Source organism: Streptococcus sp. 17.1 (assembly GCF_016648655.1).
Taxonomy (GTDB): Bacteria; Bacillota; Bacilli; order Lactobacillales; family Streptococcaceae; genus Streptococcus; species Streptococcus salivarius_E.
Genome location: NZ_JACLQM010000003.1, coordinates 46,041 through 67,891, shown reverse-complemented (window position 1 = coordinate 67,891; position 21,851 = coordinate 46,041). Strand labels below are relative to the sequence as shown.

Annotated in this window: 20 protein-coding genes; 16 read left to right on the top strand and 4 right to left on the bottom strand. The window is 41.3% G+C overall.

Annotated elements, in window-relative coordinates:
• Positions 1–90: 90 nt before the first annotated feature.
• Positions 91–666 carry a CYTH domain-containing protein gene (locus H7T99_RS02980; RefSeq protein WP_049554139.1) on the bottom strand — a complete coding sequence of 192 codons (576 nt, stop codon included), beginning with the start codon at positions 664–666 and terminating at the stop codon, positions 91–93.
• A 95-nt stretch (positions 667–761) separates the two neighbouring features.
• Between H7T99_RS02980 and H7T99_RS02975 the strand changes: the two genes are divergently transcribed.
• The 10 genes from H7T99_RS02975 (at position 762) to H7T99_RS02930 (ending at position 12,990) form a co-directional block, all read left to right on the top strand.
• Entirely contained in the window at positions 762–1,436 is a 675-nt protein-coding gene (locus tag H7T99_RS02975) for a GTP pyrophosphokinase family protein (RefSeq protein ID WP_049554140.1), read from the top strand.
• Complete coding sequence (locus tag H7T99_RS02970; RefSeq protein ID WP_002884507.1) at positions 1,408–2,244, top strand: NAD kinase; 837 nt, start codon at positions 1,408–1,410, stop codon at positions 2,242–2,244. The genes H7T99_RS02975 and H7T99_RS02970 overlap by 29 nt, the downstream gene beginning before the upstream one ends.
• Positions 2,241–3,137: an RluA family pseudouridine synthase gene (locus H7T99_RS02965; protein WP_049554141.1), complete on the top strand. Its 897-nt coding sequence runs from the start codon at positions 2,241–2,243 to the stop codon at positions 3,135–3,137. Before H7T99_RS02970 ends, H7T99_RS02965 begins: the two co-directional genes overlap by 4 nt.
• Positions 3,138–3,150: 13 nt before the next feature.
• Positions 3,151–4,134 (top strand): phosphate acetyltransferase, encoded by a 984-nt coding sequence (gene pta, locus H7T99_RS02960; RefSeq protein WP_049554142.1) that lies wholly within the window; start codon positions 3,151–3,153, stop codon positions 4,132–4,134.
• A 236-nt stretch (positions 4,135–4,370) separates the two neighbouring features.
• Positions 4,371–6,341 carry a peptide ABC transporter substrate-binding protein gene (locus tag H7T99_RS02955; RefSeq protein WP_037603035.1) on the top strand — a complete coding sequence of 657 codons (1,971 nt, stop codon included), beginning with the start codon at positions 4,371–4,373 and terminating at the stop codon, positions 6,339–6,341.
• Between the two features lie 181 nt (positions 6,342–6,522).
• Positions 6,523–8,493, top strand: coding sequence for a peptide ABC transporter substrate-binding protein (locus tag H7T99_RS02950; protein ID WP_037603032.1), 1,971 nt, complete (start codon positions 6,523–6,525; stop codon positions 8,491–8,493).
• 60 nt (positions 8,494–8,553) lie between these two features.
• Positions 8,554–10,047, top strand: a complete 1,494-nt coding sequence (locus H7T99_RS02945; RefSeq protein ID WP_037603029.1) for an ABC transporter permease — start codon at positions 8,554–8,556, stop codon at positions 10,045–10,047.
• Positions 10,047–10,973, top strand: coding sequence for an oligopeptide ABC transporter permease OppC (oppC, locus tag H7T99_RS02940; RefSeq protein WP_022496729.1), 927 nt, complete (start codon positions 10,047–10,049; stop codon positions 10,971–10,973). Before H7T99_RS02945 ends, oppC begins: the two co-directional genes overlap by 1 nt.
• 9 nt (positions 10,974–10,982) lie before the next feature.
• The gene (locus tag H7T99_RS02935) at positions 10,983–12,068 is read left to right on the top strand and encodes an ABC transporter ATP-binding protein (protein WP_037601740.1); all 1,086 of its coding nucleotides are present in this window, start codon (positions 10,983–10,985) and stop codon (positions 12,066–12,068) included.
• Complete coding sequence (locus tag H7T99_RS02930; protein WP_037603026.1) at positions 12,061–12,990, top strand: ATP-binding cassette domain-containing protein; 930 nt, start codon at positions 12,061–12,063, stop codon at positions 12,988–12,990. The genes H7T99_RS02935 and H7T99_RS02930 overlap by 8 nt, the downstream gene beginning before the upstream one ends.
• 51 nt (positions 12,991–13,041) lie before the next feature.
• On the opposite strand, the gene H7T99_RS02925 is transcribed toward H7T99_RS02930, so the two are convergent.
• The 3 genes from H7T99_RS02925 to H7T99_RS02915 are packed head-to-tail and all read right to left on the bottom strand — an operon-like array spanning position 13,042 to position 14,919.
• A complete protein-coding gene (locus tag H7T99_RS02925) occupies positions 13,042–13,827 on the bottom strand; it encodes a hypothetical protein (protein ID WP_037601745.1) in 786 nt (261 codons plus the stop codon).
• A gap of 11 nt (positions 13,828–13,838) precedes the next feature.
• On the bottom strand, positions 13,839–14,537 hold the full coding sequence (locus H7T99_RS02920) for an ABC transporter ATP-binding protein (protein ID WP_037601748.1): 699 nt from the start codon (positions 14,535–14,537) through the stop codon (positions 13,839–13,841).
• Between the two features lie 4 nt (positions 14,538–14,541).
• Complete coding sequence (locus H7T99_RS02915; protein ID WP_002886850.1) at positions 14,542–14,919, bottom strand: GntR family transcriptional regulator; 378 nt, start codon at positions 14,917–14,919, stop codon at positions 14,542–14,544.
• Between the two features lie 181 nt (positions 14,920–15,100).
• Between H7T99_RS02915 and H7T99_RS02910 the strand changes: the two genes are divergently transcribed.
• From H7T99_RS02910 to H7T99_RS02885, 6 genes are all read left to right on the top strand, one after another.
• Positions 15,101–15,895 (top strand): HAD-IIB family hydrolase, encoded by a 795-nt coding sequence (locus H7T99_RS02910; protein ID WP_037603019.1) that lies wholly within the window; start codon positions 15,101–15,103, stop codon positions 15,893–15,895.
• Complete coding sequence (locus H7T99_RS02905; RefSeq protein WP_037603016.1) at positions 15,888–16,706, top strand: Cof-type HAD-IIB family hydrolase; 819 nt, start codon at positions 15,888–15,890, stop codon at positions 16,704–16,706. Before H7T99_RS02910 ends, H7T99_RS02905 begins: the two co-directional genes overlap by 8 nt.
• Before the next feature lie 10 nt (positions 16,707–16,716).
• Complete coding sequence (ftsY, locus tag H7T99_RS02900; protein WP_037603013.1) at positions 16,717–18,102, top strand: signal recognition particle-docking protein FtsY; 1,386 nt, start codon at positions 16,717–16,719, stop codon at positions 18,100–18,102.
• A 234-nt stretch (positions 18,103–18,336) separates the two neighbouring features.
• Positions 18,337–18,966, top strand: a complete 630-nt coding sequence (gene gmk, locus H7T99_RS02895; RefSeq protein WP_002886854.1) for a guanylate kinase — start codon at positions 18,337–18,339, stop codon at positions 18,964–18,966.
• 21 nt (positions 18,967–18,987) lie between these two features.
• Positions 18,988–19,302 carry a DNA-directed RNA polymerase subunit omega gene (rpoZ, locus tag H7T99_RS02890; protein WP_002886855.1) on the top strand — a complete coding sequence of 105 codons (315 nt, stop codon included), beginning with the start codon at positions 18,988–18,990 and terminating at the stop codon, positions 19,300–19,302.
• Positions 19,303–19,444: 142 nt separating this feature from the next.
• Complete coding sequence (locus tag H7T99_RS02885) at positions 19,445–21,841, top strand: primosomal protein N' (RefSeq protein WP_037603010.1); 2,397 nt, start codon at positions 19,445–19,447, stop codon at positions 21,839–21,841.
• The last annotated feature ends 10 nt before the right edge of the window (positions 21,842–21,851 follow it).

Below are 21,851 nucleotides of genomic sequence, written 5' to 3'. Positions count from 1 at the left end.
GAAGTCATTTATGAGATAAAATGCTTGTATTATTTAACGCTGCATGTGTTTAAACATAAAAAGACAAGGAGCTAACTCCTTGTCTAACTTTTAGTCTTTGTCTCGTTTGAGGGTAGCTACAAAGCGTGCAACCTTACTCTTGGCATACTTAAAGTCAATGTTATTTTCGTTAAGGAAAGCATCAAAGTCGTTTTTACCTTTCTCGGCATCCGAAACTTCTAGTTCAAGCTCGTAGTCTTTCTTATCGGCATAGACATTGACATCGAGGGCCATGAGGCCGATGTTGGTCTGATACTCGCGACGGGTAGTGGTCAAATGTCCGAGGATGGTTAGGTCCTCAAGTTTAACCCCACGTTCCAGAAGAATGGATTTGATCTGACAATCAGGAAAGTCCAGTGACTTAGTCAAAGCCTTAGCGTCCGCACAATCCATGGTAAGGTTGTACTCCATGTTCCCGACTTTTTCAGGGATCTTCAAGGTCAGCTCACCATGAGTGGGAAGCGTCCTGATACGCAAGGAGAGTTTTTTATTTCTCATGTCACTCTGAGGAGTGTCGATGTAGTAGTTGGTTTGCGTAACAGGTGTCACATGGGAGAAAAGCATCGCTAAACGATTGTACTCGTCTTTGGTGAGTAGAGTCTTGTACTCTATCTCTAAATGGTTCATGTGTGTCCTCCCTTGTGCTTTCAAATGTGGTATAATATAACAGATTGTATTTATTTTATAAAAAACTAAAGCTTTTGACAAGGAGGAGTCCTATCTTGACCATGGATTGGGAACAATTTTTAGACCCCTATATTCAGGCCGTAGGTGAGCTCAAAATCAAGCTCCGAGGCATTCGTAAACAATTTCGTAAGCAAAATCGTCACTCGCCCATTGAGTTTGTGACGGGACGTGTGAAGTCAGTGGCTTCCATTGAAGAGAAGATCGCCCTTCGTGGCCTTTCGATTGAAAATTTGGCTCAAGATATGCAGGATATCGCTGGTCTCCGAGTCATGGTCCAATTTGTCGATGATGTGGATGAGGTTTTGGCTTTGCTTCGTCATCGTAGTGATATGACTATTGTTTCAGAGCGAGACTATATCAGAAACCGTAAAAATTCGGGTTATCGCTCTTATCATGTTATTATCTCTTATCCCGTTGATACCATTGATGGTCGTAAGGAGATTCTTGCAGAGATTCAGATTAGGACTTTGGCCATGAACTTTTGGGCCACCATTGAACATTCCCTTAATTACAAGTATCAGGGAAACTTTCCAGAGGAAATTAAGCTTCGCTTGGAAACTACGGCCCGCATGGCTTATGAACTTGATGAAGAAATGCGTAAGATACGTGATGATATTAGAGAAGCCCAGTTGCTCTTTGATCCAATTAACAGAACTTTGAAGGATAGTGTAGGAAATAGTGATGACACAGATGAAGACCTCTTCGGATGAGATGAAGGTAGCTATTATTGCCAATGGCAAACCCCAAAGTAGGCGTGTGGCCTCAAAACTTTTTAATGCCTTTCGAGATGATCCAGATTTTTATTTGACCAAGAAAAATCCAGATGTGGTCATCTCAATTGGTGGTGATGGTATGTTGCTATCGGCCTTTCATATGTATGAAAAAGAGCTTGCGCGTGTGCGTTTTGTAGGGATTCACACGGGTCACTTAGGCTTTTATACGGATTATTTGGACAGTGAAGTGGATCAATTAATCGAGACGCTTCGAAAAGATAGTGGTGCTAAGATCTCTTACCCTCTTTTGAATGTCAAATTGACCCTGGCTGATGGGCGTTCTTTTACGTCGATTGCCCTCAATGAAGCAGCCATCAAGCGTAATGAGAAAACTATGGCGGCAGATGTTTGCCTTAATGATGTCTTGTTTGAGAGCTTCCGTGGTGATGGACTGTCGGTGTCAACGCCTACAGGATCAACGGCCTACAATAAATCTTTGGGTGGTGCGGTCCTTCATCCTACCATTGAAGCCTTGCAACTGACAGAGATTGCTAGTCTTAATAATCGTGTGTATCGTACCTTAGGTAGTCCCCTTATTGTGCCTAAGCATGAGAAGATTACGGTTTATCCTACCCGAATGGGAAGCTACACTCTATCCGTTGATAATAAAACCTATACCAACCGTAATGTGAAAAAGGTAGAATTCTCAATTGACCAACGTAAGATTTCCTTTGTGGCTAGTGCCAGTCATACAAGTTTCTGGGAACGTGTACGTGATTCCTTTATTGGAGACATGGAAGAATGAGATATGAGTTTACAGTAGGGCGTTCTTGTCGGGTCAAGACCTTTTTGAAGGAGCACGATATTTCTAAAGGGCTACTGGCCAAGATTAAGTTTGAAGGCGGTCATATCTGGGTTAATGGTGAGGAGCAGTTTGCGACTTATCCTGTCCATGAAGGAGATGTGGTTACTATTGAAATTCCTGATGAGGCGCCGCATGAGACCTTGAAACCCATTCCTTTTGACCTGGATATCGTCTATGAAGATGATAACTTCTTGGTCGTTAATAAACCTTATGGTTATGCCAGTATTCCAAGTGTTAACCATGACAATACCATGGCTAACTTTGTTAAATATCATTTTGTTAGCAATAATTATCCTAACCAGCGCGTGCATATCGTGACACGTCTGGATAAGGACACGTCTGGTCTCATGCTGTTTGCTAAGCATGGCTATGCCCACGCGCGTATGGATAAACAGTTGCAGCAGAAGTCTATTAAGAAGCATTACTATGCCTTGGTTGAAGGTGATACCAAACTTGAGGAGCAGGGCGAAATCATTGCACCGATTGCGCGTGATGTGGATTCAATTATTACACGTCGGGTTCATAAATCAGGGAAATATGCCCATACGAGCTATCGCTTGGTAGCTGATTATGGTCGAGTGAAGTTGGTGGATATCAATCTTCATACTGGACGTACGCACCAGATTCGTGTGCACTTTGCCCATCTAGGTTTGCCTCTTCTGGGAGATGACCTTTATGGTGGTTCTCTAGATTATGGTATTAAGCGCCAGGCCTTGCATTGTCATCGCCTTGCCTTTATCGATCCGTTTACCAAAAAAGAGATGGTCCATGCATCTTCCTTGACAGATGATTTTGAAACCGTTATCATGAACTTACAAACTAAAAAAGATTGATTGAGGATTTTTTATGCGTAGTCTATTTGGTGAACTTCGTGAACGTATTGCAGGGAAAGGTGTTAAAATTGTCTTCCCTGAGGGTAACGACGACCGTGTGGTTCGTGCTGCTGCCCGTTTGAAATTTGAAGGATTGGTGGATCCTATTATTTTGGGAGACCCAGCTGAGGTTCACAAAATCTTGAACGATCTTGGCTTTGCAGACTTTAACTATACGATTATTAATCCTGAAACCTATGAAGGTTTTGAGGAAATGAAGGAAAAATTTCTTGAAATCCGTAAAGGAAAAGCAACAGTCGAAGATGCAGAGAAATTGCTTCGTGATGTCAACTATTTCGGTGTTATGCTAGTTAAACTTGGTCTTGCTGATGGGATGGTTTCAGGTGCTATTCACTCAACAGCGGATACGGTACGTCCGGCCCTTCAAATTATCAAAACAAAACCTGGTATTTCTCGTACATCAGGTGTCTTCCTTATGAACCGTGAAAATACCGATCATCGCTTGATGTTTGCTGACTGTGCCATCAACATTGAACCAAATGCTCAAGAATTGGCAGAAATTGCAATTAATACTGCTGAAACAGCTAAAGTTTTTGGTATTGATCCTAAAGTGGCCATGCTTAGCTTCTCAACAAAAGGTTCTGCTAAATCGCCAAAAGTTGACAGGGTTGTTCAAGCAACAAATATTGCAAAAGAAATGCGTCCTGACTTGGCTATTGATGGGGAGTTGCAGTTTGATGCAGCCTTTGTTCCTGCAACAGCAGCGATTAAAGCACCAGATAGTGATGTAGCAGGACATGCTAATGTCTTTGTCTTCCCAGGTTTGCAAGCAGGTAACATTGGATATAAGATTGCCCAACGTTTGGGAATGTTCGAAGCTATCGGACCAATCTTGCAAGGTCTTAATAAACCTGTTAACGATCTCTCTCGTGGTGCCAGTGCTGAAGACATCTACAATCTAGCGATTATCACTGCTGCTCAAGCTCTAAATAATTAATAAATTGAAAAAAGTAAGGTCTAGCTTAGTTGCTAGGCCATTTTTGTTTTATGCAAGGCTTATGATTAAAAATTAGCTGGCTAAAAGTTCCGATAATGCTTTAACCATAGGGAAATACCTTGCTTGATGGGTTTCATTACTCACCTAGCTTGTGCAAAATATTCTGATAATGACTACTTTTCTTGATTATTTATGCTATAATGAAAAGGTAAAATTTTATTTTTTGGAGAAATCTTATGAAAAAAAGCAAATGGTTAGCCCTTGCGGGTGTAGCACTCCTCAGTGTAGGTGCCTTAGCGGCTTGTTCTTCTAAGTCAAGTACTAGTGGAACGACTTATGGTTATGTTTATAATTCAGATCCAGAATCATTGGATTACATCACTTCAAATACAGGACCTACTAAGACAGCTGTGACAAACGGTGTAGATGGTCTTATGGAAGCAGATAAATATGGAAATCTTGTCCCTTCAGTAGCTGAAGATTGGTCTGTCTCTCAAGATGGTCTGACTTATACTTATAAAATCCGTAAGGGAATTAAATGGTATACTTCTGATGGTGAAGAGTATGCTGATGTGACTGCTAAGGACTTTGTGACTGGTCTTAAGCATGCGGCTGATTCCAAAGCTGGAGCCCTCTATTTGGTACAAGATTCTATTGCAGGCTTGTCTGACTACCTCTCTGGTGCCAATAAAGATTTCTCAAATGTAGGTGTCAAAGCAATCGACGATCACACATTGCAATATACCCTTAAAAAACCAGAACCATACTGGAATTCTAAGACAACCTATGGTTTGCTCTTCCCGGTTAACGAAGACTTTCTTAAGAATAAAGGAAAAGATTTTGGTAAGTCAACAGACCCAACCTCTATCCTTTATAACGGTCCTTTCCTTCTTAAATCTTTGACAGCTAAATCATCTATCGAGTTGACTAAGAATGAGAATTATTGGGATAAGAAGAACGTGCATTTCGACGCTATCAAATTGTCATATTATGATGGTTCTGACCAGGAGGCTCAAGAGCGTAGCTTCTCAGATGGTGCTCTCAGCATTGCACGTGTATTCCCTATGAGCTCTAACTATGCGTCAGTAGAAAAGAAATATAAAGATAATATTTATTACACAGCACCAGGTGCGTCTACAGCAGCTATTGGTGTGAATATTGATCGTCAAAGCTATAAATTCTCAGCTAAGAAGTCAGATGCTGAAAAGACATCAACTAAGAAGGCTCTTCTAAACAAAGACTTCCGTCAATCAATCAACTTCGCTATTGATCGTACAGCTTATCAATCTCAAGTTAATGGTAAAGATGGGGCAGCTCTTGCTCTACGTAACCTCTTTGTTCCTTCTGATTTTGTCAGTGCAGGGGATAAGACCTTTGGTGACCTTGTGACAGAGAAAATGAGCACTTACGGTGATGAATGGTCTGGTGTCAATTTTGCGGATGGTCAAGATGGTCTCTACAATGCAGAAAAAGCTAAGACTGAGTTTGCCAAAGCCAAAGAAGCTCTTCAAGGTGAAGGTGTTCAATTCCCAATTCACTTGGACCTTCCAGTTGATCAAAGTTCTAAACTTAATGTTGCTCAAGCTCAATCATTGAAACAAACGATTGAAAAATCATTGGGCAGTGAAAATGTCGTTATCGATATCAACCAGTTGTCATCTGATGATATGCAAAATGCTACTCTTAATGCGGCTAATGCGGCAGCAGAAGACTGGGATATTTCAAACGGTGTGGTTTGGGGTCCAGACTATCAAGATCCATCAACTTACCTTGATATCTTTAAGACAACTTCAAGTGAAAATACCAAGACTTTCATGGGTTATGATGATCCAAACAATGCGGCCGCAGCCCAAGTAGGTCTTAAAGATTATGATGCCTTGCTTGATTCAGCAGCTTCAGAAACAACAGACCTCAACGCTCGTTACGACCGTTATGCTCAAGCTCAAGCTTGGTTGGAAGATAGCTCACTTGTCATTCCATTGACTGTTGGTAACGGTGCAGCACCAGTTATCTCACGTTTGACACCATTTACGGGTGCTAGCATGCAGGTGGGTGATAAGAACTCATCAGACTACTTCAAATATGTGAAACCACAAGAAAAAGTAGTTACTAAGAAAGAATATGAACAAAGCCGTGAAAAATGGCTTAAAGAAAAGAAAGCATCTAACGAAAAAGCTCAAAAAGATCTTGAGAAACACGTTAAATAATAATCTTGAGGAAAAGGCAGTTTGCCTTTTTCTTTTGTCAAAAAAGGGCTAATTCCTAGTGTTCATAAGGGGTATAATTGTGAGAAAGTCAGTATAAGACAAAATATTCTGAAAATTGTACTCATCTTATTTTTTATGGTATAATGTTGGTACATAAAAAAAGATTTTTTGGAGAATGCTTATGAAAAAAAGTAAATGGTTGGCCCTTGCGGGTGTTTCCCTCCTAAGTGTTGGGGTTTTAGTGGCTTGTTCATCAAAATCAAACACTTCAAGCAATACTTATAACTATGTTTATACTGCTGATCCTGAAACATTGGACTATCTTATTTCCAATAAAGGTTCAACGACTGATGCTGTGACAAATGGTGTCGATGGCCTTTTGGAAAACGATAAATATGGTAACTTGGTACCTTCTATTGCCAAGGACTGGACTGTTTCAGCTGATGGTTTAACTTATACATACAAACTTCGTAAGGGAGTTAAATGGTATACTTCAGACGGTGAAGAGTATGCAGAAGTAACAGCTAAAGACTTTGTAACAGGTCTTAAGCATGCTGCTGATAAAAAGACTGAGTCAATTTACTTGGCAAAAGATTCTGTAGTAGGTCTTGCTGATTATTTCAATGGTACTGATAAAGACTTCTCTAAAGTTGGTGTTAAAGCTCTTGATGATTACACTCTTCAGTACACACTTAAACAACCAGAACCTTACTGGAATTCTAAGATGACTTATTCTCTCTTCTGGCCTGTAAATGAAGAGTTCCTTAAGTCAAAAGGGGATAGCTTTGGTAAATCAACAGATCCATCATCTATCCTTTATAATGGTCCTTACATCCTTAAGTCATTGACAGCTAAATCATCTATTGAGTTGGCTAAAAATGAAAACTACTGGGATAAGAAAAATGTCCATTTCGATGGCATTAAACTTTCTTTCTACGATGCTTCTGACCAAGAATCGCTTGTTCGTAATTTCACTGATGGCGCTTATAGTCAAGCACGTCTATATCCAACAAGCTCAAACTTTAATTCAGTAGAAAAACAATATAAAGATAATATCTTCTATACACAACCATCTGCAGATATTGGTGGGGTTGGTGTTAATATTGACCGTCAGTCTTACAACCATACATCTAAGAAGACTGATGCTGAGAAAGATTCAACTAAGAAAGCTCTTCTTAACAAGGACTTCCGTCAATCAGTTAACTTTGCTATTGACCGTACAGCTTATTCAGCACAACTTAATGGTGAAAAAGGTGCAGCACTTGCTGTTCGTAACATTCTTGTGAAACCTGATTTTGTTTATGCTGGTGACAAGTCATTCGGTGATTTGGTAACTGAAAAGATGCCTTCATATGGTGACGAGTGGTCAGGTGTTAACCTTAAAGACAGTCAAGATGGTCTCTTCAACGCTGATAAGGCTAAGACTGAATTTAATAAGGCTAAGGAAGCTCTCCAAGCACAAGGTGTTCAATTCCCAATTCACTTGGACCTTCCAGTTGACCAAGCTGCAAAACCAACTGTAGCACGTGCACAATCTTTGAAACAATCTGTTGAAAAGACACTCGGAAAAGAAAATGTGGTTGTAGACGTTCATCAAATGTCTCAAGATGATCTTCTTAACAGTACTTTGTATGCAGCTAACGCAGCAGCAGAAGACTGGGATATCAATATTTCAGTTGCTTGGGCACCTGACTACGAAGACCCATCAACATTCCTTGATATCTTCAAGACAACAGCTAGTGAGAACACAAAAACTTACATGGGATTCGACGATCCTAACAATGCAGCAGCAGCTCAAGTAGGTCTTAAAGACTTTGATGCTTTGGTTGATAATGCAGCTAAAGAAACAAGCGACCTCAACGTACGTTATGAACGTTATGCAGAGGCACAAGCTTGGTTGGAAGATAGCTCACTCTTCATGCCACTTATGGTTAACAAGGGTGCTGCTCCAATGGTAGCTCGTTTGACACCATTCTCAGGTGCTTACTCTCAAGTAGGACCTAAGGGTTCTGACAGATACTTTAAGTACCTTGAGCCTCAAAAAGATGTTGTCACTAAGAAAAACTATGATAAAGCCCGTGAAAGCTGGCTTAAAGAAAAGTCTAAGTCCAACGAAAAAGCTCAAAAAGACCTTGAGAAACACGTTAAATAAAAGGACGATGGAACTTTCTCATTAGATTGGGAAAGTTCTTTTGGAATTAAAGGAAGAGACATGAAAAAATACATTTTATTGAGAACCCTCCGTTCTCTATTGTCAATATTTGTCGTGACGGCCTTGACCTACACGATTATCTATACCATGGTGCCGAGGCGTCTGATTTTCAGACAGGACCCTAACTACAACAAGATTGCTAAAACAGCCGATTCTAAGGCTAACTATGAAAATACAATCTATGAACGTATGGGTTACATTGATTACTATGACACCAAGGAGTTGCAGGAGAAAGCTAGCTCCCTCGATAAGTCAGTAACCACTAAGCCAACAAAAGAAAATAAAGCTATTTACCAAAAATATGTGGATAGTTTAGGACGTGGCTGGCGTTTGCATCAATTCAAGCAAAGTAAACAATTCTATGCGACACGTGATGTGCCGGTGCTTGAACGTGTGTTTGGCTTCTATGCACACCTCTTTGAATTTGACAATACCGGATGGGTTAAAGATAAAACAAATCCAAACTTGAAGCGTTACATCCGTATTGAAAATGACCCAGCTATCGGTTGGTCAGTTGTCGGTTCAGGGACTAAGCATAAATATTTGCTTTACTTTAACAGTCAGTTCCCATTTGTTCACCAAAACTTTGTGAAGATGAACCTTGGTACATCTTACCCAACTTATGCTGAGCAAGGTGTTCTTGATGTTATTACACAAGGGCAAGGGCAAACACAAAGCTCTGAGGTCAACTTCCCTACTGGTAAGAAAGTATCTTCAGTAGATATCTACTCTCGTACTTATAAATCACCAAGTCAGGCTGATGCTAGGGATCGTTCTTACTATGGTGATGACCCATACACATCTACTAAGAGTCGCTACCAATACCCATCAATGGTGACAAGTTCTGCCATTGCTGGTTTGATTGGTTTGGTCTTGTCTTATGCTTTGGCAATTCCATTGGGATCATACATGGCACGCTTTAAAAATACACTCTTTGATAGTATTTCAACTGGTGTCTTGACTTTCTTGCTCTCACTACCAACCATCGCCTTGGTTTATATCATTCGTTTGATTGGTTCTGAGATTGGTCTTCCAGATTCCTTCCCTATCTTGGGTGCGGGTGACTGGCGTTCATACGTCTTGCCATCTGTTATTCTCGGTCTTTTGTCTACACCAGGTCTTGCCATTTGGATTCGTCGTTACATGATTGACTTGCAGTCACAAGACTTCGTTCGTTTTGCACGTGCCAAAGGGTTGTCAGAACAAGAAATTTCGAATAAACACATTTTCAAAAATGCTATGGTTTCCTTGGTTTCAGGGATCCCAGCATCTATCGTTAGTGTTATCACAGGGGCAACCTTGACAGAAACAATCTTTGCCTACCCTGGTATGGGTAAAATGTTGATTGACTCTGTCCGTGCTTCAAATAACGCTATGGTTGTGGGTCTTGTATTTATTTTCACAGCCCTCACCATCTTCTCATTGCTTGTGGGTGATATCCTTATGACTATGATTGACCCACGTATCAAATTGACATCTAAAGGAGGTAAATAATGGCTTCAATTGATAAAAGTAAGTTCCAATTTGTAAAGCGCGATGATTTTGCCTCTGAAACAATTGATGCGCCGGCCTATTCATACTGGAAATCGGTGATGCGTCAGTTCTTCAAGAAAAAGTCAACAACTGTCATGTTGGGAATCTTGATTGCTATCATTTTGATGAGCTTTATCTACCCAATGTTTTCAAAATTTGACTTTAATGACGTGTCTAAGGTTAATGACTTTAGTGTACGTTATGTGCATCCAAATGCTCAATACTGGTTCGGTACGGACAGTAATGGTAAGTCTCTCTTTGACAGTGTTTGGTTTGGAGCTCGTAATTCTATCCTTATTGCTGTTATCGCTACCTTCATTAACGTTGTTATTGGTTTAGTCGTTGGTGCTGTTTGGGGGATTTCTAAGACCTTTGATATGATTATGATGGAGATCTACAACATCATCTCAAACATTCCTGCCCTCCTTGTCGTTATCGTCTTGACTTACTCATTGGGTGCAGGTTTCTGGAACATGATTTTTGCCATGACTGTCACAGGTTGGATTGGTATTGCTTATACTATCCGTATTCAAATCATGCGTTACCGTGATTTGGAGTACAACTTGGCTTCTCGTACTTTGGGAACACCAACTCCTAAGATTGTGGTTAAAAATATCATGCCACAACTAGTGTCAGTTATCGTGACTATGGCTAGTCAGCTCTTGCCAGGATTTATCTCTTACGAAGCCTTCCTTTCTTACTTTGGTTTGGGGCTTCCCGTTACGACGCCTAGTCTTGGTCGTTTGATTTCAGACTATGCACAGAACGTTACAGTCAATGCTTACCTCTTCTGGATTCCATTGACTACCTTGATCCTCGTTTCCCTCTCTCTCTTTATTGTCGGTCAAAACTTGGCGGATGCCAGTGACCCACGTACGCATAGATAGGAGTCCAATATGACAGAAAATAAAAATGTAATATTATCGGCTCGCGATATCGTCGTGGAATTTGACGTTCGTGACCGTGTTTTGACAGCTATTCGAGGGGTTTCCCTTGATTTGGTTGAAGGTGAAGTTTTAGCCTTGGTTGGTGAGTCTGGTTCAGGTAAATCAGTTTTGACCAAGACCTTCACAGGGATGCTTGAAGAAAATGGTCGTGTCGCTAGTGGTTCTATTGATTATCGTGGCCAAGATTTGACCAAGCTTAAGAGTCACCAAGATTGGGCAGCAATTCGTGGAGCTAAGATTGCAACTATCTTCCAAGATCCTATGACCAGTCTTGACCCAATTAAGACTATCGGTAGCCAAATTGTTGAAGTCATTGTCAAACACCAAGGAAAATCAGCCAAAGAAGCTAAAAAAATGGCCATTGATTACATGGACAAGGTTGGTATTCCTGATGCTGAAAAACGTTTCAACGAATATCCTTTCCAATACTCTGGTGGGATGCGTCAACGTATCGTCATTGCCATTGCCTTGGCTTGTCGTCCTGATGTCCTTATCTGTGACGAGCCAACAACTGCCCTTGATGTGACCATTCAAGCTCAAATCATTGACCTTTTGAAATCACTCAAAGAGGAGTATGGTTTCTCAGTGATTTTCATTACCCATGACCTTGGTGTGGTAGCAAGTATCGCTGACAAGGTTGCTGTTATGTATGCTGGTGAAATCATCGAGTACGCAACGGTTGAGGAAATTTTCTATGAGCCTTGTCACCCATACACTTGGAGCTTGCTTTCAAGCTTGCCACAGTTGGCTGACGATAAGGGTGAGCTTTTCTCTATTCCAGGGACACCACCATCACTTTATACACCAGTTGTTGGAGATGCCTTTGCCTTGCGTTCAGACTATGCCATGCAAATTGACTTCGAGGAAAAAGCACCACAATTCCAAGTTTCAGATACTCACTGGGCTAAGACCTGGCTCTTACATGAGGATGCACCAAAAGTTGAAAAACCTGAGGTTATCCAAAATCTACATGAAAAAATCCGTACTAATATGGGATTTGCACATTTAGGAGATGAGGAGGAAGGCAATGCCTGAGAAGTTAGTTGAAGTAAAAGATGTGGAGATTTCCTTCGGTGAAGGAAGCAAGAAATTCGTTGCTGTCCACAATGCTAATTTTTTCATCAACAAGGGTGAAACCTTTTCCCTCGTTGGTGAGTCTGGTAGTGGTAAAACTACTATCGGTCGTGCCATTATTGGTCTGAATGATACAAGTAATGGTGAGATTATTTTTGACGGTAAGAAAATCAATGGGCACTTATCTCACTCTGAGAAAAACGACCTTATCCGTCGTATTCAGATGATTTTCCAAGACCCTGCGGCTAGTTTGAATGAACGTGCAACAGTTGATTATATCTTGTCTGAGGGCTTGCATAACTTCCATCTCTATAAGGATGAGGAAGATCGTAAAGCTAAAATCAAGGAAATCATCAAAGAAGTGGGACTTCTTGAGGAGCACTTGACACGTTACCCTCACGAATTTTCTGGGGGACAACGTCAACGTATCGGTATTGCGCGTTCCTTGGTTATGCAACCTGACTTGGTCATCGCTGACGAACCAATCTCAGCCCTTGACGTGTCAGTTCGTGCCCAAATTTTGAACCTGCTTAAGAAATTCCAAAAAGAGTTGGGATTGACCTACCTCTTTATCGCTCACGACTTGTCAGTGGTCCGTTTCATTTCTGACCGTATCGCTGTTATCTACAAGGGGACAATCGTGGAAGTTGCTGAGACAGAAGAACTCTACAATAATCCTATCCACCCTTACACCAAGTCACTCTTGTCTGCTGTTCCTATTCCAGACCCAATCTTGGAACGTCAGAAAGTCTTGAAGGTTTATGATCCAAACCAACACGACTATTCTGTCGATAAACCAGAAATGGTTGAAGTACGTCCAGGACACTTTGTTTGGGGTAACAAGGCCGAAATCGAGACTTATCGTAAAGAACAAAGTAAATAAGTCTTTTCAATGCAAAAAAAAATCGTGTTCCACAAGGAACACGGTTTTTCTTTAGTCTAAATTTAAGCGTTTGGTCATGATATAGTAGGTACCAAAGTAACTTGCTCCGATGAGAATGAGAGACTGAACTAGACTAAATATATATGACGAGTTATTAATTGCAGTATTTGTTGCATCTCCGGTCAAGGCTGCACCGATTCCAAAGAAGAAACCAATAAAGAATAGGATAGCCTGAATGGCAAAATAAGCGACAAATCCCATAAGAACTTTGTTAGTGTTAAAGAGGTTACCGATACTAATACAGAGGTAATAGAAAAGGATACCAGCAATCATTGACAAGATTGTAGAAGGGATGAAGAGGTAGAAAGCGCCTATCTCTTTTAGGATCTGGCCAAAGTAGCTGGTAGCTAGTAGGATATCTTTCATATCAAGGCAGAAAGCAGCTATAATTCCAATCGAAAGGAGTATAACGAGTGATGAAATGATATCTAAAATAAAGGCTACCAAGAGTTTAGACAAGATTAATTGGTGAGCAGAAACTGGGAGCGTATTGGTTAGATAACCTTCTCTCCCAAAGACAGTCTTTGCAAAGCGTCTGACAATGAGGACTATTGTCGCTATATAAATGGTTCCCCATACGATAATGGTAGCAAAAACCATCAGTGTGAAGAAAGCAAAGAAGAGTAGACTAGGTTCTTGGTGGCTCTGTTCAGTTACAAAAATAGATTTTCGAAGCATTAAACCCAAGGGGATAGAGAGTAGGATGGCAATACCATAGATGCCAAGATACCATTTACGGACCGATTGTAATTCATATTTAACTAATTTCCAAAACATGCTCATACCTCCTAGTTGTGGAACATCTCTCTAAAGAGTTTGTCGATAGATTTGCCATGGGCTTGACGGATATTATCAGCATCACCCTGAAGTTCAATCTGACCGTATTTTAAGAAGACAACTTCATCTAGGACGGATTCAATATCTGCAATCAAATGGGTTGAAATGATCACAGAAGCATCTTCAGAGTATTGGTTGATGATGGTTTTAAGAATGTAGTCACGTGACGCGGGATCGACACCACCAATAGGTTCATCGAGGAGATAGAGTTTAGCCTCACGACTCATAACCAAAATCAACTGAACTTTTTCTTTGTTACCTTTTGAGAGGTCTTTAAGGCGCAAATCAGGCTGGAGCATTAAATCCTGCAAGAGTTGCAAGGCAAGAGGATAGCGGAAGTCAGCATAGAAATCTTGGAAGAAGTCCAAGTAGTATTGGATAGTCTTACTTTCATCTAAATAGGTTGTGTCAGGCAAATAAGCCACTTGCGCCTTAGTGATAGGTGACGGCTGAAATCCATTAATGGTTACTAAACCAGAAGTTGGTTGGAGGAGGCCATTCAAAATCTTGATGAGAGTTGTTTTACCACTACCGTTTGGTCCTAAGAGACCAATGATTTTACCAGAAGGGATGGACATGGTCACATCTCTAAGGGCTGGAATACCATTATAGGTCTTGGTGAGATTTGTTAGAGTTACAATATCAGTCATCGGTCTATAAGTCCTTTCCTGTTTGTTCGATGTAGTCAGTGATGATAGCTTTGATTTCAGGTGAGTTAAAACCAATGGCTGCCATCTCAGTGACAAAGTTTTTCATGAGACTTTGGGCAATCTCGTGTCGTTTTTGATCAATTAGTTTTTCATCTTCGGTAACAAAGCGACCAGAGGTACGGGCAGAATAGACCAGCCCCTCTTTTTCAAGTTCTTGGAAGGCTCTTTGTACAGTGTTAGGATTGACCCCAGCTTCTTGAGCAAATTCTCTAACGGGTAGGAGTTGTTGTCCCATACTCAATTCCTTGGAAGCTATCTTCAGTTTGACGCGATAGGCGATTTGGAGATAAATTGGCGATTTTTCATCAAATGTCCAAGCCATAAGAGACTCCTTTCTAAAAGTATAATAGTGTTATTTTTGTACTATCGTAATGATACAACTAAAATACTGAATTTGCAAGTAAAATGCCATATTTTCTCTAATTTCTTTGGCTTTTCCCAAACTTATATTCCTATTTTTGGTACAATAGGGGCAAGTATGTTCGACCTGAAGGGAGATTATTTTGAAAATTTTAGCAACAGATATGGATGGTACCTTTCTAGACCATCTTGGTGCCTATGATAAGGCGCGTTTGGAAAACCTTTTGGATGCGTGTGAAGCTAAAGATTACGTTTTTACAGTAGCTTCTGGCCGAGCTCTCTTGGCCTTGGAGGAGCTTTTTGATGGTTTTGTGGACCGCATTGCTATTATTGCGGAGAATGGGGCCTTGGTTCAGTATAAGGGTGAAGTCCTGTTTGAGTCCAAGTTAGAACCTAAAGATTATTTAGAAATTGCAGACACGACTTTAGCCTTGCCAACTTGTGAAGGGGTTCTCTTGTCTGGACGTCGAGGTGCCTATGCACCAAACGATGCAGATCCAGCCTATCTTAAGGCCATGGAACGTTACTATGAAAATGTCATGGTAACAGACCTTGAAGCGGTCACAGATGATATTTTCAAGGTAACTGCTAAGTTCCAAGGGGATACCATTATGGAACGTGGTGACTACCTCAACACAATTTTTGAGGATATGACAGCTGTGACAACTGGCTTTGATTCCATGGATATTATCCTTAAAGGGGTGGACAAGGGCTTTGGTCTCTACCATCTTTGTCAAGAGTTGGGACGTCAGGCTTCAGATGTTGTAGCCTTTGGTGATAACCTCAACGATATGGAGATGTTGACCTTTGCTGGACGTGCAGTTGCTACGGAAAATGCGCGTGATGAGATTAAGGCAGTGGCAGATGAGGTGATTGGTCACCATAAAGATGGTGCAGTCTTTGACTACATGGAAGGGTTGGTGGGCTCAGATGTCTGAGATTAAATTACTAGCCTTGGACCTAGATGGAACCCTCTTTACTAAGGATAAGCAAGTAACAGCTGAAAATAGAGCTGCTTTGAAGGCGGCAGAAGCTAAGGGGGTTCATGTGGTCATTACGACTGGTCGTCCTCTACCAGCTATTACTCATATCTTGGAAGATTTGGGCTTGTTAGATGATAAGCACTATAGTGTGACCTTCAATGGTGGCTTGGTTCAGCGTAATAATGGGGATATCCTCATAAAGAAAGAGATGAGTCGAGAAGATTTAAAGCAGATTTATGCTGTCTTCGAACCTCTAGGGCTTCCTATGGATGTTATCAGTGATGGCATTGTCTATGGTGTTCCGAGTAAAGGCAATCATTCTCTCTATCGTCAGGCTAATCCTACCTTGACCTTCGTTGATGTGGAGAGTATTGATGACATTCCTGAAAATATCGTCTATAATAAGGTAGTTACGGTCTGTGAGGAAGAGTTTTTGGATGCCCAAATTCAAAAACTACCTGACCATCTATACCAAGCGTTTGAGGTATTTAAGTCTCGTGAGATTATCCTAGAAGTCATGCCGAAAGGGGTTCATAAAGCTGTAGGCTTGAAACTTTTGTCTGATTATCTTGCCCTTGATAAAAGTCAGGTTATGGCTATGGGAGATGAGGAAAATGACTTGACCATGTTGGAGTGGGCTGGTCTAGGTGTGGCTATGGCAAATGCTGTTCCTAAGGTTAAGGCTGTTGCCAAGGCAGTAACGACAAAAACTAATGAGGAATCTGGAGTGGCTGAGGCCATCCACAAGTATATTCTAGAGAAATAAGGAGAACCAAATGGGTCTATTTGATCGATTATTTGGACAAGAGGAAAACCAATCACAGGAAACTGTAGCAAATCAGGAAATTTCAGAAACTGAGGCTCTTGATAATCAAGACTTGTCAACAAGTGAAAGTCAAACAGAACAGCTCAGTGAGTCAGAGACTCAAGTAGAAGAGATTTCGTCTACAGAATCTGTTGAAGAAAGCGAATCTACAGTGACAGAAGAAAGTGAAGTAGCGTCTGATGAGGACCTATCTGTTGATGATCAGGCCTCAAGCGAAGCAGAGGGCGTATCAGAGTCAGAAGAAAGCCAAGTCGCTGTGGATAACCACTTCGCAGATGTCATGGCTGATTACTATGCTAAAAAGGCTCAGGTAGCTGCTGCTGCAGAAAAAGGTGAAACGGTTACTTTTGAGGCTGTTCAAACTCGTAAAGTTGAGGAAAAACCTGAAGAAGTTCAGGCTTCAAAAACTGAAACAGAACAAGAAAAATACAATCGTACCCTTAAGAAGACGCGTACAGGTTTTGCTGCCCGTTTGAATGAATTCTTCGCGAATTTCCGTCGAGTTGATGAGGAGTTCTTCGAAGAATTGGAAGAAATGCTGATTCTTTCCGATGTTGGTGTTAATGTTGCAACGCAATTAACGGAAGACTTGCGCTATGAAGCCCGCCTTGAAAATGTCAAAAAGACTGAAGATTTGCAACGCTTGATTATCGAGAAACTTGTGGACATCTACGAGAAGGATGATGTCTACAAGGAGCAGATTAATTTCCAAGATGGTTTGACAGTCATGCTTTTCGTTGGTGTCAACGGGGTTGGTAAGACAACGTCTATCGGTAAGTTGGCGCATAAATACAAACAAGAAGGCAAAAAAGTCATGTTGGTAGCTGCCGATACTTTCCGTGCAGGAGCGGTTGCTCAGTTGGTTGAGTGGGGACGTCGTGTTGATGTGCCGGTAGTGACTGGTGCAGAGAAGGCTGACCCAGCTTCAGTGGTTTATGATGGTATGGAAAAGGCCCTTGCTGAGGGAGTTGACGTCCTTATGATTGATACTGCGGGTCGTTTGCAAAATAAAGACAATCTTATGGCAGAGCTTGAAAAGATTGGTCGTATTATCAAACGTGTGGTTCCAGAAGCACCTCATGAAACCCTCTTGGCCTTGGATGCCTCAACAGGTCAAAATGCCCTTAGTCAGGCTAAGGAATTTTCAAAAATTACACCTCTTACAGGTCTTGTCTTGACTAAGTTGGATGGTAGTGCCAAGGGTGGGGTGGTTTTAGCCATTCGCCAAGAGTTGGATATTCCAGTTAAGTTAATTGGTTTTGGTGAGAAAATTGATGATATTGGTGAGTTCCATTCAGAAGAATTCATGCAAGGTCTCTTGACTGGTTTGGTTTAAAAGAGTATTTAAAAAAGAGTGAGTACTGAGAAAAGGAATTCACTCTTTTTAATGGTGTCCTCACCTTGAAAAAAGTCGCTTTTATTGGTAAAATAGTAAGGAAAAACGCATGCTCTGAAAAGTGAGCTGTAACTTAATCACTGAACAACCCCTAAGCCAAAAAAAGAGATGATTGTTTTCTCTTTTTTAAGGTGAGTCATAAGAAGATTTTTAATCTTAGTTTAAGGAGAAGACATGTCTGAACGTGGACTTTTGATTGTTTTTTCAGGGCCTTCTGGTGTCGGAAAAGGAACTGTTCGTCAGGAGATTTTTTCAACACCTGACCATAAATTTGAATACTCAGTATCAATGACCACACGTGCTCAACGTCCTGGTGAAGTTGATGGAAAGGATTATTTTTTCCGTTCGCGTGAGGAGTTTGAAGAGCTTATTCGTAAGGGTCAAATGTTGGAATATGCTGAGTATGTGGGTAACTACTACGGAACACCTTTGACTTATGTTAATGAAACCTTGGATAAAGGTATTGATGTTTTCCTTGAAATCGAGGTTCAAGGGGCCCTTCAGGTTAAGAAAAAGGTACCAGATGCTGTCTTCATCTTTTTGACGCCACCGGATTTGAACGAGCTTCAAGAACGTTTGGTTGGTCGTGGGACAGATTCTGAGGAAGTTATTGCTCAACGTATCGAGCGTGCGCGTGAAGAGATTGCTCTTATGAGCGAATACGATTATGCCATTGTTAATGACGAAGTGCCTTTGGCTGCTGAGCGTGTCAAACGTGTTATTGAAGCAGAACACTTCCGAGTTGACCGTGTGATTGGTCGCTATCGTAATATGATTTCAGAAAAGAAATTATCAGATAAATAAATTAGAAATAGGTATAGAATTATGATGTTGAAACCCTCTATTGACAAACTTTTGGATAAAGTGCCTTCAAAATATTCATTGGTTATTTTGCAAGCCAAACGTGCCCATGAATTAGCCGCTGGTGCTGAACCAACTCAAGAGTTTACGTCAGTAAAACCAACCCTTCAAGCCCTTGAAGAGATTGAATCTGGTAATGTGACTATCCACCCAGATCCAGAATCTAAACGTGAATTGGCACGTTTGAAAGTGATTCAAGCACGTCTTGCTGCTGAGGAAGAAGAACGTAAAATCAAAGAACAAATCGCTAAAGAAAAAGAAGAAGGCGATAAGATCTAAAATCAAAGTCTTGCTTTGGTTTATGAGGAGAGGGGAGCTGAGGCATAGTGTCTCAGCTTCCTTCTTTATGACGAAAATAGGCAGCTCACATTTTCTTGAGTTTGGAAGATACTGGTCTTAAGGAAGTGACAGGAGGAAATTTATGGTTTTAGTAGCACAAATTATTGTAGACGTTCCTCTGATGCAGACGGATAGGCCTTATAGTTACCTTATCCCTGAAGCCATGCAAGAACAAATCGCCATCGGTATGCGGGTTCATGTGCCTTTTGGTAAAGGAAATCGTCTACTTCAAGGTTTTATTATTGGCTTGGAAGAGCAGGAAAATTTAAGAGATTTTCCTGAACTAAAAACCATCGCTGAGCTTTTAGATTATGAGCCAGTGCTTAATCAGGAACAGCTGGATTTGGCTGATCAGATGCGACATACGGTCTTTTCTTATAAGATTTCCATCTTGAAGTCAATGCTACCCGGTCTCCTTAATTCGCAGTACGATAAGGTTATCATGGCAACTGATAAACTGGGTGAAGAGGAAAAAGCGACTCTCCTTCAAGGGCAGAATCATATTCTTTTCTCGCAGTTGTCAGAGGTACAACGTCAAGCCATTCCTCGTCTGGTCCAGTCTGGGCGTGTAACGGTTGATTACCTTGCTAAAGATAAGCAGAATATTAAGACTGAGAAGCACTATAGTGTTCAAAAGGGGATTCTCGAGACTTTGGCAATTTCGCAAAGGGCTAAGAAACGATTGGAGTTGCGAGACTTCTTGCTAGAAAAGAGTGAGTCTGGCAAGTTGACGGATCTCCACAAGCTTTTTTCACGAGATGTGGTTAAGTTTTTCATTGAAGCTGGTGCCTTGGTCATCACCGAAGTTGAGGTCAATCGTGCCGATAGCTACTTTGAAAAGGTAGAAAAGACAGATTTTCTTGAGCTTAATGCCCAACAGGCGCATGCGGTTGAAGAAATGACGTGCCAAATTGGACAAGGTGGCAAACCTTTCTTATTGGAAGGAGTGACGGGATCAGGTAAGACAGAGGTTTACCTGCATCTTATCGAGAGGACCCTGGCTATGGGAAAAACCGCCATTGTCTTAGTGCCAGAGATTTCCCTAACACCCCAAATGACCAATCGTTTCATTTCGCGTTTTGGGGACTTGGTGGCGATTATGCATTCAGGCTTGTCAGACGGTGAGAAATTTGACGAGTGGCGTAAGGTTAAATCTGGTCAGGCCAAGGTTGTGGTAGGAGCGCGTTCGGCTATCTTTGCTCCTTTGGACAATATCGGGGCAATCATTATCGATGAGGAACATGAGGCTACTTATAAACAAGAGTCCAATCCTCGCTATCATGCAAGAGATGTTGCCTTGCTTAGGGCTAAGAGTCATGGAGCTGTGCTTGTCCTTGGGTCAGCAACACCCTCTATTGAGACACGGGCGAGAGCTCAGAAAGGGGTTTACCATTTTCTTGAGTTGACACAAAGGGCTAATCCTCATGCTAAAATTCCGCAGGTGGAAGTGGTGGACTTCAAGGATTTTGTGGGCCGTCAAGAGGCGAGTGATTTTACGCCACCTCTTTTGGAAAAAATCAGGGAACGTTTGGCACGTAAGGAACAAGTCGTATTGATGTTGAACCGTCGTGGGTATTCCTCTTTTGTCATGTGTCGTGACTGTGGCTATGTGGATGATTGTCCGAATTGTGATATTTCACTGACCTTGCACATGGATACTAAGACCATGAATTGTCACTATTGTGATTTTCAAAAAGCAATACCACATGTCTGTCCCAACTGTCAGAGTCGTCAGGTTCGCTATTATGGGACTGGGACACAGAAGGCTTATGACCAGTTAACGGAACTTTTGCCAGAAGCCAGAGTGATTCGTATGGATGTTGATACGACACGTAAGAAAGGTGCTCACGAGAAACTCTTAGAGACTTTTGGAAATGGTAAGGCTGACATTTTGCTTGGGACTCAGATGATTGCCAAGGGCTTGGATTTCCCAAATGTTACCTTGGTAGGGGTCTTGAATGCAGATACATCGCTTAATTTACCAGATTTTCGTTCGGCTGAGCGTACCTTCCAGCTTTTGACACAGGTGGCTGGTCGTGCTGGTCGTGCTGACAAGGAAGGGGAAGTTATTATTCAAACCTATAATCCTAATCATTATGCCATTCGGTTTGCGCAACAACAGGATTATGAAGCTTTCTATGCCTATGAGATGGGGATTCGACGTCAGTTGGCCTATCCGCCATATTTTTATACGGTAGGAATCACGCTTTCTCACAAGGATGAAGAGTTTGTCGTCCACAAGAGCTATGAGGTTATGGCTTATTTAAGAGAGTACTTGTCAGACAAGGTGACCTTCCTAGGGCCAACGCCTAAGCCTATTGCTCGAACACATAACCTTTATCATTATCAGATTATTATCAAATACCGTTTTGAGGATAACTTGGAAGAAACGCTTAATAGGGTCCTTGACATGACTCAGGAACCTGAAAACAAGGACCTGCGTTTGATTATCGATCACGAACCTCAGAATTTTACCTAATCTAGAAAAG

Coding starts and splice junctions, on each gene's coding strand:
- H7T99_RS02970 (WP_002884507.1), top strand. CDS start 1,408: ATGACACAGATGAAGACCTCTTCGGATGAGATGAAGGTAGCTATTATT.
- H7T99_RS02935 (WP_037601740.1), top strand. CDS start 10,983: ATGACAGAAAATAAAAATGTAATATTATCGGCTCGCGATATCGTCGTG.
- rpoZ (WP_002886855.1), top strand. CDS start 18,988: ATGATGTTGAAACCCTCTATTGACAAACTTTTGGATAAAGTGCCTTCA.
- H7T99_RS02925 (WP_037601745.1), bottom strand. CDS start 13,827: ATGTTTTGGAAATTAGTTAAATATGAATTACAATCGGTCCGTAAATGG.
- gmk (WP_002886854.1), top strand. CDS start 18,337: ATGTCTGAACGTGGACTTTTGATTGTTTTTTCAGGGCCTTCTGGTGTC.
- oppC (WP_022496729.1), top strand. CDS start 10,047: ATGGCTTCAATTGATAAAAGTAAGTTCCAATTTGTAAAGCGCGATGAT.
- H7T99_RS02930 (WP_037603026.1), top strand. CDS start 12,061: ATGCCTGAGAAGTTAGTTGAAGTAAAAGATGTGGAGATTTCCTTCGGT.
- H7T99_RS02885 (WP_037603010.1), top strand. CDS start 19,445: ATGGTTTTAGTAGCACAAATTATTGTAGACGTTCCTCTGATGCAGACG.
- H7T99_RS02905 (WP_037603016.1), top strand. CDS start 15,888: ATGTCTGAGATTAAATTACTAGCCTTGGACCTAGATGGAACCCTCTTT.
- H7T99_RS02955 (WP_037603035.1), top strand. CDS start 4,371: ATGAAAAAAAGCAAATGGTTAGCCCTTGCGGGTGTAGCACTCCTCAGT.
- pta (WP_049554142.1), top strand. CDS start 3,151: ATGCGTAGTCTATTTGGTGAACTTCGTGAACGTATTGCAGGGAAAGGT.
- ftsY (WP_037603013.1), top strand. CDS start 16,717: ATGGGTCTATTTGATCGATTATTTGGACAAGAGGAAAACCAATCACAG.
- H7T99_RS02915 (WP_002886850.1), bottom strand. CDS start 14,919: ATGGCTTGGACATTTGATGAAAAATCGCCAATTTATCTCCAAATCGCC.
- H7T99_RS02945 (WP_037603029.1), top strand. CDS start 8,554: ATGAAAAAATACATTTTATTGAGAACCCTCCGTTCTCTATTGTCAATA.
- H7T99_RS02965 (WP_049554141.1), top strand. CDS start 2,241: ATGAGATATGAGTTTACAGTAGGGCGTTCTTGTCGGGTCAAGACCTTT.
- H7T99_RS02980 (WP_049554139.1), bottom strand. CDS start 666: ATGAACCATTTAGAGATAGAGTACAAGACTCTACTCACCAAAGACGAG.
- H7T99_RS02950 (WP_037603032.1), top strand. CDS start 6,523: ATGAAAAAAAGTAAATGGTTGGCCCTTGCGGGTGTTTCCCTCCTAAGT.
- H7T99_RS02920 (WP_037601748.1), bottom strand. CDS start 14,537: ATGACTGATATTGTAACTCTAACAAATCTCACCAAGACCTATAATGGT.